The organism is Halobacterium bonnevillei (assembly GCF_009831555.1).
Lineage (GTDB): Archaea > Halobacteriota > Halobacteria > Halobacteriales > Halobacteriaceae > Halobacterium > Halobacterium bonnevillei.
Genome location: NZ_WUUU01000093.1, coordinates 1 through 11,740 on the forward strand (window position 1 = coordinate 1; position 11,740 = coordinate 11,740).

The following is an 11,740-nucleotide window of genomic DNA, read 5'->3' on the forward strand; positions in this document are numbered from 1 at the left end:
CGCGCGTTCGCATCGGGGGAGACGCTGGCGGCCGACGACGTGCGGACCGAACGCGAGTGGTCCGAGCCGGACCCGCCGGTCCGCAGCGAGGTCGTCGTCCCGCTGGGGGAGCGCGGCGTCCTCGTCGCCGAGGACACAGCGGTCGACAGTTTCGACGACCGGTCGGTCGAACTCCTCAAGATTCTGTGCGCGACGGCGGAGACCGCACTGGAGCGCACCGAACGCGAGCAGCAACTCAGGGCCCGCGAGCGACAGCTCCGGGAACGGACCAGGCAGCTCCGCCAGGCGGAGGCGATGAACGCCCAGATCCGCGAACTGGCGCAGGCCATCGTCCAGTCGAAGACGCGGCGGGAGATCGAACGAGCGGTCTGTACGCAGCTGGTGGAGACGGACGTCTGTGCGTTCGCGTGGATCGGGACCGTGGACCCCGTCGAGGACCGGCTCACGCCGCGAGCGAAGGCCGGCGACGACCGAGGCTACCTCGACCAGGTGGCGCGCGCTGTCGGGGGTGACGCGGGCAGCGAGCCGGCCGTCGAGGCAGTGCGGTCGGGGGAGCTGAGCGTCGTGGAGAACACGGCCAAGCGCATCACGCGAGCGCCGTGGCGCAGCGAGGCGGTGCGCCGGGACTTCCAGTCCGTGTTGAGCGTGCCGCTCGTCTACCAGGGGGCGCGACAGGGCGTGCTAACCGTCTACTCGACGACCCAGTCGGCGTTCCCGGAGCTGATGCAGTCCGTGCTCGTCGAGCTCGGGGAGTTGCTGGCGAACGCCATCGTCGCCATCGAACGCAAGCAGGCGTTGCTGTCGAATCGCGGCACCGAACTGGAGTTCGACGTCCAGGACGAGGCGTGTTTCTTCCTGCGGTTCGCGCAGGACACCAACTGCGCGCTGGAACTGGAGAGCGTCATCCCGCAGTCGGACGACTCGTCGCTGGTCTTCGTCAGAGTACGGGACGGGTCGCCCGAGCAGTTGCGCGCGGAAGCCGAGCAGACGCCGGCCATCGAGAGCGTTCGGCGCGTCGAATCGGGGGAGGGGCCGCTCGTCCAGTTGCGGTTCACGGAGCCGTTCATCGCGTCGCGGCTCGCCGACCACGGGATCACGGTGCGGAACATCTCCGCGGACGAGTCGATCTGTCGCGTGACAGTCGCTGTCCCGCCGACGTACGCCGTCCACCAGGCGGTCGAAGTGGTGACCTCGACGTACCGGAACTCCGAACTGCTGGCGAAGCGCGAGCGGACCGCGGCACCCTCGGACTCCAGCGGTTCGTTCGCCGACGGGGTGCTGGAGAAGCTCACGCCCCGCCAGCGGGAGGTCGTCGAAGCGGCGTACCGACGCGGCTACTTCGAGTCGCCGCGGAACGCGAGCAGCGAGGCGCTCGCGTCGGAGCTGGGGTTCTCGTCGTCGGCGTTCCACTACCACGTGCGGGCGGCCGAGCGCAAACTGTTCGAAGGCGTCTTCGAGAGGGGCGCAGACGAGTCACTGTAGGGTGTGCAGTCGGATTGCCGTCGGACGCGAGCACGGCTACGGATGAACGCAGGCTGATTGCTGAGCGACGAGGACGCGTCGCTGCGGGACGTGGCAGCCCGCGCGGGCTGAGTGCCCGGGACGCGGTAGTGTTGATATGTCCACCCGGGGCGCGCGACCCGTTTGAAATGCTGACCCGCGATTATGTGTGGGTTGTTCCCAATGGTCGTTCCGGGAGGTATGTCACGGGACACAGCGGTCAAGATCACGGACGAAGACCGCCGCCAGGTCGACGGATCGCAACTGAGCGCCGAGATCGGCATCGATCGCGACGAGATCGATTGGCGACGGCAGTTCACCCAGTTCGACCAGGCCGACGAGGCCCGCCTCGAGTCGATGGCGGACACCTTCGACCGGATCGCCGACCACCTCGTCGAGGAGTTCTACGACCACCTCCAGTCGTACGACGAGGCCGTCGCCATCCTGGACTCCTCCTCGAAACCCGTCGAGGCGCTGAAGCAGAGCCAGTCGGAGTACCTCCGGGACCTCGGCCGGGGCGAGTACGGGCCGGACTACTTCGATCGCCGCGCCCGCATCGGGAAGATCCACGACATGCTCGACCTCGGACCGAAGGTCTACCTGGGCGCCTACTCGGTCTACTACGAGGGCATCCTCACCGCCATCGCCGACGACGTCAAACAGCAGTTCACGCGGCCGGACGGCGGCGTCGCCGTCTCCCCCGAATCGGACGCAAGCGACGTGCCAGAGGCACAGCCAGCGAGTCGGTCGGCAGACGCCGACCCGGGCGGGATGGACGTCGCGACGGCGGAGGACGCCATCGACACGGTCGTCGAGCGGGCGCTGTCCGTGCTGAAACTACTGACGCTCGACCAGCAGGTCGCGATGGACACCTACATCCACTCGTACAGCCAGCAGGTCGAGTCGGAGCTGCAGCGCCGCGAGACCATCTCCCGGGACGTCCAGGCCGCGGTCGAGGAACTGCGGGAGACGTCCGCGGACGTCGCCCGGACCTCCCAGGAGATCAACGACATCGCCGAGGACCAGACCGAGAGCATGCAGGAGGTCGCCGGCGAGGTGTCCAGCCTGAGCGCGACCGTCGAAGAGATCGCGTCGACGACCGACGAGGTCCGGGCGACGAGCGAAGCCGCAGCGGACCTCGCAGAAGACGGCCAGACGTCGGCCACGGAGGCCATCGAGACGATGGCGGACGTCGGGGAGGCCGCGACGGACGTCGCCGAGGACGTCGACCAGCTCCAGGCGCGCGTCGCGGAGATCGACGACGTCGTGGAGGTCATCAACGACATCGCCGACCAGACGAACCTGCTGGCGCTGAACGCGTCCATCGAGGCGGCGCGGGCCGGCGAGGCGGGCGACGGCTTCGGGGTCGTCGCCGACGAGATCAAGACCCTCGCCCAGGAGTCGCGCGAGCAGGCCGGCCGGATCGAGGCGATGGTGCAGCGGATCCAGGCCGACACCGACGAGACCGTCGAGAGCCTCCAGGACACGAACGCTGCGATCGAGTCCGGCATCGGCCAGGTCGAGGCGGCGATGGACAACCTCACCGACATCGTGGAGGCGGTCGACGAGGCCGCCAGCGGCGTCGAGGAGGTGGCGAAGGCGACCGACGACCAGGCGGCCAGCACCGAGGAGGTCGCGAGCATGACCGACGAGGCCGTCGAGCAGGCCCAGCGGGTCCGCGACGAGATCCAGGCCGTCGCCGCCGCCAACGAGGAGCAGACGGCGAAGGTCGACGACATCGGCGAGTCCGTCCGACGGCTCACCGAGTCGGCGGACAGCGAGTGAGGCATGAGACGCACGGAGAGACGCCACCGCGGCGACCGAAAGACGGAGCCATGGCCGACGTAAATTCGCAACCGGACGCGCGCCGGGACGTCAGCGGGACAGTCCTGGTCGTCGACGACGAACCGGAACTCGCAGGGATGTACGCCGCGATGCTGGAGGACCGCCACACGGTTCGAACGGCGACCAGCGGCGAGGCCGCGCTCCGGCAGTTCACGAGCGACGTCGACGTCGTGTTGCTCGACCGGCGGATGCCCGACGTGACGGGTGACGAACTACTCGACGTGGTCAGGACGGAGGGCTACGACTACCAGGTCGCGATGGTGACGGCCGTCGAACCCGACGGGGACGTCACCGAACTGGCGTTCGACGCGTACGTGGTCAAGCCCGTGCGACGACGCGACCTGCGAGACGTCGTCGCGGAGTTGCTGTTGCGCTCGGAGTACGGCGCGGGCATCCAGGAGTTGCTCCGGGTGGCGTCGAAGCTCGCCGCCCTGGAGACGCGGAACGACCCCGCGGACCTCGCGGACGACGAGGACTACCAGCGGTTGCTCCGGCGACTCGCCCGCCTGCAGCGGGCGAGTCGCGCGCGACAGGACGAGTTGCTGGACAGGGTCGAAGCCACCACGCTGTTTCGGGACGCCCTCCAGGAGTCCCGGGAAGGGTGGCAGTGACGACGCCGAACAGAACCGAACCCACGACCTGCGGCAGGACGCGTGACGCGGTCCCACCGGAGCAGCGACCGGTTTCCGTGGTCTACGTGCCGGACACCCGACAGCACAGTCTCGCGGTTGCCTCGGCGCTCCGCGACGAACACGACCTGGACGTCGACGTGCTGTCCTCGTTCGAGGCCGCGGTCGAGCGCGCACGCGGGGACGACGCGGTCGATTGCATCGTCTACGCGGCGGGCGGGCACGTGGACGTCGACGCGGAACGATTCGGGCGGCGACAGGACCACCCGCCGTCGGTTCCGGTCGTGCTGACGGTCGACTCCGGGCGTGACGCGGACGTTCGACGGGCAGTCCGTTGCGAGTGGGCGGACGACGTCGTAGTGCGCGACGCCGACAGGGCGGACGCGACGCTCCTCGCACATCGCATCGAGCGCTGCGTGACCCGCCACCGGGAGCACGCGACGGCCCGGCGGTTGCGGTCGGCGCTCGACCGCATCGACCACGGGGTCGTGCTCGCGACGCCGGACGGCCGAATCACGTACGCGAATCCAGCGTTCGAGGCGCTCGAGAACGCCGCGGACCCGGCTCCGGAACCGGGGCTGGTGGACCTGCTGTCGGTCGTCGCGGACGACAGCGACGTCCGGGCGTTCCGAGCGGCGGTGACGGCCGGCGAATCGTGGTGCGGCGCGTTCACGGTCGGCGACGACAACCCCCGTTCGATGCGGCTGACCGCGAATCCGGTTCGGGACGACACCGGCGACGTCCAGTGCGTCGTCGCGCTCGTCGACGACGTCACCGAACACAAGCAGCGCGAACGCGACCGCAGGCTGTTCAAGGAGGCCGTCGAACACGCCGGGCACGTCGTCATGCTGACGGACGTCGACGGGACCATCGAGTACGTGAACCCCGCCTTCGAGGCGACGACCGGCTACTCGGCGGCCGAAGCGGTGGGGAAACGCCCGAGCATCCTCAAGTCGGGCGAACACGACGACGAGTTCTACCGCGACCTCTGGGAGACCATCCTGTCTGGCGACGTCTGGCAGGGCGAACTCACAAACCGCGGCAAGAACGGCGACCTCTACCAGATCGCCCAGACGGTCGCACCGATCCGGGACGGCGACGGCGACATCGACGGATTCGTCGCCGTCAACACCGACATCACGGACAGGAAGCGCTACGAGTCCCAGCTGGAGCGCGAGCGCGACCGCCTCGAGGAGTTCGCGAAGACGGTGGCCCACGACCTCCGGAACCCGCTGGCGATCGCGCTCGGGCACGCGGAACTCGCCCGCGGGCGGACCGGGGAGCGCGACATCGCGGACGACCTGGAGACGTCACTGACCGCACTGGAGCGAATCGACACCATCGTCGACGAGGTGTTGACACTCTCCAGGCAGGGCGAGACGATTCGCGACCCGGAGCGCGTCCCCCTCGACCAGGTGGTCGAGACGGCGTGGTCGCACACCGACACGGCAGCGGCGACGCTCGAGGTCGGCAGCAGGGTCGCGGACTACGCCGTCCGCGCGGACGAAACCCGGCTGCGGGAACTCCTGGGGAACCTCTTCCGGAACGCCGTCGAACACGGCTCGGCGAGCGCTGACGCGAACGCCCTGCAGGACCGCGTCGAACACGCAGACCCGGACGTCACGGTCAGGGTCGGTCGACTCGACGACGGGGACGGGTTCTACGTCGAGGACGACGGGCCGGGTCTGCCGGCTACCGACTACAGTCGCGTCTTCGAGAGCGGATTCACGACGAGCGACGACGGCACCGGGTTCGGGCTGGCGATCGTCAAACAGATCGTGGACGCCCACGACTGGACCATCACCGCCACGGACCCGCCCTCAGGGGACGACGGCGCCCGCTTCGAAATCCGCACGTCGGTGACGCACGCGGGTGAGGCCAGCCGGCCCTGACGCGGGCGGACGACCGTCCGCGTCGACGCTGTAGACCCATCCCGGTGCATGCGAGAACCCGGCACACGAGCGATGAGTTAATAATGGTTACACGAGTGTATGGGACACAATGGCGCGCGCTGCGCTCGTCGTCGGCGTGCTCGTCCTCGTCGTGGCGTCGGGATGCCTCACGGCGGAGCCCGCAGGCACGGCTCCAGCGGACCCGACGACGAGCGCGAGTGACGCGCCCTACGAACTCGAGAAACCCGACGTCGACGACAGCCGGAACCCGTGGGGCGTCAGCGAGATCGAGGTGGTCGTCGAGGACACGACGGCCACCGGGCAGAACATCCACCCGGCGGTGATGAAGACGACGCGGTACTGGGAGAACGAGATCGACCCCGGGCAGCGGTACGCGCCCGAGTTCCGCGTCGTGAGTGAGAGCAAATCCCCCGAAATCCGCGTGGAGATCGTGAAGACCGTCGACGACTGCGGCGTGCACCGCGACGAGGTCGGACTGGGGTGTGCGCCCGTCGTGCCGACCAACGCGACGATCACGGACAAACCCGTGACGATCCAGGTGCGGGCGGGCCACTCCCACGAAACCACGCTCGCAATTCTGAAACACGAGTTCGGGCACGTGCTCGGGTACGAACACGGCGAGGGACCGAACGACCTGATGACGCACAACCTCACCGCGAACGCACCCGACGACGTCATCGACGCGGCCGAGCGCGACTACCCGTGGGCGTCGGACTCGCTGCGGGTCGCGGTCGTCGGCGAGTCCGGGTCCGACGTCACGGAACGCGAGCGAGTCCGGCAGGCGCTGGCGTACTACGAGCGCGGCGCGGACGGCACCGTCGCGTCGCCCCCCGAATTCCAGGTGGTCGCGGACGCACACGAGGCGGACGTCGTCGTCGACTTGCGCGACTCTGAGACCGTCGAGTGTCCGGGACTCAGTCCGCGTCACTCGTGTCTCGAGTGGGACGGCCCCGACGTGGACGACGACGGGTCCATCGAGTACGTCACGGACGCCCGCATCGTCGTCGGAAGCGAGAGCCACGAGCGGGTCGGCTGGCACGTCGGCTACTGGCTCGGGCGGTCACTGTGGACGCACGGCGTCCCGGACCCGTTCCTGACGGACAACCAGCTCCCGGTCAGCTCCTGGTAGCGAGCGCCGTTCAGTCCTCGTCCGGTTCGACGACTTCCAGGCCGCGGTTGTTGACTGCGTCCGGATCGAGGCCGATCTCCTCAAGGAAGCCGCGGTACTCGCGCTCGGCGGACTCGCCGGCCTTCTGCTGGCTGCTGGCGTGGTCGCACAGCTCCACGAGGTTCTCGGGCACGTCGTTCTGGTAGACGATCCAGTGGTTGACGAGGTCGCTCATCCGGCGGATCGGGCTGGTGAAGTGCCCGTAGATCTCGAAGTTGAGCGCGTGGTGGCCGCCGAACGGGTCGTTCATGTAGCGCGCCCGCGGCATCACCTTCATCACCGCCCACTGGATCTTCCCGAGCTGGCGTTCGGGCGCCTGCTCGAGCGTCGCGTTGACGGCTTTCCGGGGGTCGTCCCAGGAGTCCCCGGGGATGGAGACGCCGTCGAGCTCCTGGATCTCGCGGAGCGCGTCGTCCCACTCCTCGGGCGACGGCTGCGGGTGGACTCGGTAGACCGCCTCGACGCCGCGGTTCCACATGAGTTCGTGGGTCACGGCCTTGTTCGCTTTCAGCATGCACTCCTCGATGATGGTGTGCGCGCGGTCCCGGCGCGGGTTCAGGACGAGACTGCCCTCCTCCTTGCGCTGCTCGTGCATCTGGTCGGCGAGTTCGAAGACCTGCGAGATCTCGTCGTGCAGCGGCGCGTCCTCGTCCTCGAGGCGCTGCTCGGTTTCCTTGTACGTGAGGCGTTCGTCGCTGTGGATGACGGACTTGTAGATCTCGATGTTGCGATAGGAGAGGTCGTCCTTGTCGAGGTGCATCTCGACGGTGTGCGCGAGGCGGTCCTCCTCGGGGACCAGCGAGCAGACCGTCTCCGCGAGCACGGGCGGGAGCATGTGGATGGTGTACCCGGGGAGGTAGATGGTGTTCCCGCGGTCGACGGCGGCGTCCCACATCTCGGACCCAGGGTGGACGTAGTGCGTGACGTCCGCGATGTGCACCCAGATGACGTACTCCTCGTCGCGCTCCATGACGCTGACGGCGTCGTCGAAGTCCTGGGCGTCCACGGGGTCGGTCGTCCACGTCGGGAGCGGCCGCATGTCCGCGCGATCGTCGATCTCCGCTTCGATCTCGGCGTCCACGTCCTCGATGCGCTGCTCGGCTTCCTCGAGGACCTCCGGCGCGAACTCGTCGTGGAGTTCGAACTTCTCCAGGAGGTCGTCTCGCTTGTTCTCGATCTGGCGGGCGAGCTCCGGGGAGATCTCGACAGGTCCCTGGTCCTCGATAGAACCCGGAGCCACCTCGGCGTCCTTGGACATAGTATCGTGTAGCCGGCTCCCCCAGTTAGGCGTATCGCCGTACAGTCCCGCTCGCCCGCCGCGGAACGCCGGCAGTTCCGCCGCAGACCCCCTGGCTTACTCGCGGCCGGGCGGGTCCTCGTGGGCAGCCTCGAGGAACCGCTCGACGAACTCCACGTCGTCGACGCGGCCGGCGCCAGCGTCCTCCAGGGCGGCCTCCAGGCCGTCCCGGGAGTGCTTCGAGAGGTCGCGGAAGCACGGCTTGCAGAGGTACTCGAAGCGCTTGCCCTCGCGGTCCCAGCGGTCGCCGTGCTTGTCGTACTCGCGGGCGTCCTCGCGGGGGACTGAGGCGTCGCACGCGATGCAGGAGACGCGGTCGTTGTCGGACCGCCACATGTCTCGTCGTTCGCTCGCCGCGCACTTAGCAATTTGGCCCTGCCAGCGACATGAGGCCTGCTGTGTCGACGGAGCGGCGGTTTTAAGCGTGGAGCACTCCGAAGTCCCGGACATGGAAGTCTCCTCTCGCCACCACCTGCGGAGCGACGAAGTCCAGGCCATCGCCGACGCCCTCCGGGAGGGACTCGGCGTCGAACTGGACGCGGACTCGTTCGAACTCGTGGAACTCGCCGACGAGGACTTCGACGTCGTGCTCGTGGACGGCGACCCGCTCGTGTGGTACCCGGAGGGCGAACCGTTCGTGACCGTCCAGGGCGCCAACGAATTCGATCCGTCGACGGGCGTCGTCACCGTCGACGCGGGCGCCATCTCGTTCGTCAGCGACGGCGCGGACATCATGCGCCCCGGCATCACCGAGGCCAGCGGCGGCATCGAGGACGGCGACCTCGTCGTCGTCGAGGAAGAGACCCACGGGAAAGCGCTGGCGGTCGGCCGCGCGCTCACGGACGGCGACGACATGGTCGGCGACTCCGGGAAGGTCGTCCGGAACCTCCATCACGTCGGCGACGAACTCTACGAGTTCACGGTCTAGCTCACTCCTCGATGCTGTCGTCGGCGTCAGTTGCGTCGACGCTCTCGCTGTCAGTCGCGTCGTCCTCGCTGTCAGTCGCGTCGCTGTCCTCCTCGTCCGCGTAGCGTTCGACCGCGTCCTCGTACCCCTGCTTCGCGAGGCGGAACGTCTCCCGGAGGTCCACGACTGGGTCTTCGGTAGCGTCGACTCGCAGGTCGTCGTAGTACGGGCGGTCGTCCGCACCCGTGTCCACGACGGTCACGGCGGCGCTCTGGACGGTGAGGTCCTCGCGTTTATCGCCGCCCGCGGCCTGCCCGGCGCCGAGCGCGTCGATCAGCCGCTTCGCGAGCGGTGCGTCGCCGAACGCGACGTCCTCGTACGTCTCGGCGGTGCGGTCGACGACGGCCTCCCCCTCCAGGAGGTTGCCGGCGACCGTGTAGTTCTCACCGCTCGTGTGGCCGTACCAGTCGTTGCACTCGTCGCCGGAGAACGTGAACGCGGCGTCCCGGGAGACGCCGTGGAGCTGACGGGTGGGGCTGCCGTCGTCGGCGTTGAGTAGGCCCTGCAGCGCGTCCTCGATGCCGAGGCCGTCCGCGAGGTACTCGACGCCCTTCGATCCGAGACGTTCGTTGGTCACGCTCTGGGTGGCGACCGCGCCGTACTCGTTGACGTGCGGGCACGGCACGCCGACCGCCGGCAGACGCGTCGTGATGGCGATGCCGAACCGGTACTGCTGGTCGCCCTCGTCGTCCTCGTAGGGTTCGCGAACGCAGATGCTGAAGGTCACGCTCGGCCGAACACACTCGACGGCCAAAACAGTACGCGGACTGGGCGGGGCTTTCGAGGACGACCAAACCAAGCGCGCGTCGACGGTCGACAGCCCGGTATCCAGCAGCGGATAGACGGCACGTTCGTGCAGGACAGGCCGCCCGTTCGCGCTAGCGTCTGACGCAAGAACTATGCCCGCGGCCGCCCCCTCTTTCCCCCATGGGCTTCATGGACAAGATTCTCGGCGGCAGCGGGAGTTCCACCGAGGATTACGTGGAACTAGACATCGAGGACTTCGACACGGACGGCAACGAGGCCAGCGTCACCGTCCACGTCGCGGAAATCGACGGACAGGAGGACGTCATCGCCATCAAGGACGCGGTCTACGACGGCGACATGGTCATCGCGGACATCACGCGCCTCCGCACGGAGGACCGCACGGTCGAACACGTCGTCGACGAGCTCCGGCAGGTCGCACAGGAGGTCGGCGGCGACATCGTCCAGAAGGGCGACGACCAGCTCATCGTCACGCCGAACGGCCTCGGCATCAGTCGCTCGAAACTCAACCGCCACTGACGCCGCGCCCGCGGCTGTACGCTGCGTTCCGAGCCCCGCGCCGACGAGCAACCCCCGACGGACGCGCGCTCTCCGGACCTGCGACCACTTACGGACGCCGAGGTACCGAACAGTTTCGCTGTTCGAAGTCAGGAAATCCGGCTACGGTCGGCGATTCGCTAGCGCGCCAGTTTCGACCCGACCGTACCGGTATCCACCCGCGGGTGCCCGCGACAGCCGACCTGGGGCCGGTTAGACGTTGTCGGGCTTCTCGGCGTCGTCTTCGACGGAACGCTTCATCGAGTCGCGGCGGGCTTTCGCGTCCCGACCGGTCGCCTCGAGGAGGAAGTCGTTTTTCGCGTCGACCGCGTCGGCGGCGGCCTCGGCGTCGCCGTCCGCGATGACCTCTTCGGCGGGGCGCTCCTCGAAGTCCACCGCGAGTTTGTCCTTCTTGCCGGAGTATTCGACTGCGCCGACCGTGATGCGGTCGAAGACCGGGTTGTCGGGGTCTTCGACGACGTAGAGGTCACTGCCCTTGTACTCCTCGGTGGCCGTGATGGCACCGAAGTAGTCCTCGATTTCGGCTTCGAGGTCGGGCATTCGCTCTTCGAGGTACTCACCGCGGCGCATCTTGTACTCCTTCATGGACGCGAAAAGGACAGCGAGGGGTTTAATCGCTTCGCGTTACCGGTCCTCGGCGAGGTAGCCTTTCCGGCACTCCGGGCAGATGTCGCCCGCGCGCAAGCTCGACCCGCCTGCGTACTGTTCGAACCCGCACTCCGGGCAGTAGATCGCGTAGTCGAGGTCGTCTGCTTCCGTTCGTTCCTCGTTGTCCAGCGGCCCGACGCTCGTGAACCCGGTGTCGGCCTCCACGACCTCCTTGTCGCCGCCGAACTGGAAGGTCGACTCAGTGGGGTCCGCCGAGGGCGTGGCGTCGAAGCCCTCGTCGTCGGCTTCCTTCGGCTCCGGCCACTCGCCGCGGTCGCGGTCGACGCCGGTATCCGACGCTGCGGAACTATGCGCCTCCTCGTCGGCGCTCTCCGGGTGGCTCCCGGGACGGTCGACGTCCACGCCGGGCTGCTCCGCGCGGCCTGCCGGCTGACCCTGCTGGCGCCGGACTGCGCCGACTGGTCCCGTTCGCCGGGAGCGTTCGCGTCG

At 68.4% G+C, this 11,740-nt stretch carries 11 protein-coding genes and 1 pseudogene; 7 read left to right on the top strand and 5 right to left on the bottom strand.

Features of this window, described 5'->3' with window-relative positions; translation table 11 throughout:
- From GRX66_RS11620 to GRX66_RS11640, 5 genes are all read left to right on the top strand, one after another.
- The coding region (locus GRX66_RS11620; protein WP_159526711.1) for a bacterio-opsin activator domain-containing protein at positions 1 to 1,482 on the top strand (1,482 nt) is incomplete at its 5' end.
- Between the two features lie 219 nt (positions 1,483 to 1,701).
- A complete protein-coding gene (locus GRX66_RS11625; RefSeq protein WP_159526712.1) occupies positions 1,702 to 3,285 on the top strand; it encodes a globin-coupled sensor protein in 1,584 nt (527 codons plus the stop codon).
- A 50-nt stretch (positions 3,286 to 3,335) separates the two neighbouring features.
- Positions 3,336 to 3,956 carry a response regulator gene (locus GRX66_RS11630; protein ID WP_159526713.1) on the top strand — a complete coding sequence of 207 codons (621 nt, stop codon included), beginning with the start codon at positions 3,336 to 3,338 and terminating at the stop codon, positions 3,954 to 3,956.
- A gap of 86 nt (positions 3,957 to 4,042) precedes the next feature.
- Entirely contained in the window at positions 4,043 to 5,866 is a 1,824-nt protein-coding gene (locus GRX66_RS11635) for a PAS domain S-box protein (protein ID WP_159526714.1), read from the top strand.
- 109 nt (positions 5,867 to 5,975) lie between these two features.
- The gene (locus GRX66_RS11640) at positions 5,976 to 7,016 is read left to right on the top strand and encodes a hypothetical protein (protein WP_159526715.1); all 1,041 of its coding nucleotides are present in this window, start codon (positions 5,976 to 5,978) and stop codon (positions 7,014 to 7,016) included.
- Positions 7,017 to 7,026: 10 nt separating this feature from the next.
- On the opposite strand, the gene GRX66_RS11645 is transcribed toward GRX66_RS11640, so the two are convergent.
- Both GRX66_RS11645 and GRX66_RS11650 read right to left on the bottom strand, forming a co-directional pair.
- The gene (locus GRX66_RS11645) at positions 7,027 to 8,313 is read right to left on the bottom strand and encodes an RNB domain-containing ribonuclease (protein WP_159526716.1); all 1,287 of its coding nucleotides are present in this window, start codon (positions 8,311 to 8,313) and stop codon (positions 7,027 to 7,029) included.
- Positions 8,314 to 8,409: 96 nt separating this feature from the next.
- The gene (locus GRX66_RS11650) at positions 8,410 to 8,688 is read right to left on the bottom strand and encodes a DUF7562 family protein (protein WP_159526717.1); all 279 of its coding nucleotides are present in this window, start codon (positions 8,686 to 8,688) and stop codon (positions 8,410 to 8,412) included.
- 112 nt (positions 8,689 to 8,800) lie between these two features.
- Between GRX66_RS11650 and GRX66_RS11655 the strand changes: the two genes are divergently transcribed.
- Entirely contained in the window at positions 8,801 to 9,280 is a 480-nt protein-coding gene (locus GRX66_RS11655) for an RNA-binding protein (RefSeq protein WP_159526718.1), read from the top strand.
- A 1-nt stretch (position 9,281) separates the two neighbouring features.
- Here GRX66_RS11655 and GRX66_RS11660 read toward each other — a convergent pair whose 3' ends face one another.
- Positions 9,282 to 10,046 carry a DUF1028 domain-containing protein gene (locus GRX66_RS11660; RefSeq protein WP_325064079.1) on the bottom strand — a complete coding sequence of 255 codons (765 nt, stop codon included), beginning with the start codon at positions 10,044 to 10,046 and terminating at the stop codon, positions 9,282 to 9,284.
- 200 nt (positions 10,047 to 10,246) lie between these two features.
- On the opposite strand from GRX66_RS11660, the gene GRX66_RS11665 reads away from it, so the two are divergent.
- The gene (locus GRX66_RS11665; protein ID WP_159526720.1) at positions 10,247 to 10,603 is read left to right on the top strand and encodes a cell division protein SepF; all 357 of its coding nucleotides are present in this window, start codon (positions 10,247 to 10,249) and stop codon (positions 10,601 to 10,603) included.
- A gap of 231 nt (positions 10,604 to 10,834) precedes the next feature.
- On the opposite strand, the gene GRX66_RS11670 is transcribed toward GRX66_RS11665, so the two are convergent.
- Together GRX66_RS11670 and GRX66_RS11675 are read right to left on the bottom strand one after the other, a co-directional pair.
- Positions 10,835 to 11,227 (bottom strand): DUF5611 family protein, encoded by a 393-nt coding sequence (locus tag GRX66_RS11670; RefSeq protein ID WP_159526721.1) that lies wholly within the window; start codon positions 11,225 to 11,227, stop codon positions 10,835 to 10,837.
- Between the two features lie 39 nt (positions 11,228 to 11,266).
- Positions 11,267 to 11,740, bottom strand: a pseudogene (locus tag GRX66_RS11675) (hypothetical protein); the annotation flags it as partial.

What these genes read in the sequence shown, in the direction of transcription:
- GRX66_RS11655 (WP_159526718.1), top strand. Translation starts at nt 8,801, where the DNA reads ATGGAAGTCTCCTCTCGCCACCACCTGCGGAGCGACGAAGTCCAGGCC.
- GRX66_RS11670 (WP_159526721.1), bottom strand. Translation starts at nt 11,227, where the DNA reads ATGAAGGAGTACAAGATGCGCCGCGGTGAGTACCTCGAAGAGCGAATG.
- GRX66_RS11650 (WP_159526717.1), bottom strand. Translation starts at nt 8,688, where the DNA reads ATGTGGCGGTCCGACAACGACCGCGTCTCCTGCATCGCGTGCGACGCC.
- GRX66_RS11645 (WP_159526716.1), bottom strand. Translation starts at nt 8,313, where the DNA reads ATGTCCAAGGACGCCGAGGTGGCTCCGGGTTCTATCGAGGACCAGGGA.
- GRX66_RS11640 (WP_159526715.1), top strand. Translation starts at nt 5,976, where the DNA reads ATGGCGCGCGCTGCGCTCGTCGTCGGCGTGCTCGTCCTCGTCGTGGCG.
- GRX66_RS11630 (WP_159526713.1), top strand. Translation starts at nt 3,336, where the DNA reads ATGGCCGACGTAAATTCGCAACCGGACGCGCGCCGGGACGTCAGCGGG.
- GRX66_RS11625 (WP_159526712.1), top strand. Translation starts at nt 1,702, where the DNA reads ATGTCACGGGACACAGCGGTCAAGATCACGGACGAAGACCGCCGCCAG.
- GRX66_RS11665 (WP_159526720.1), top strand. Translation starts at nt 10,247, where the DNA reads ATGGGCTTCATGGACAAGATTCTCGGCGGCAGCGGGAGTTCCACCGAG.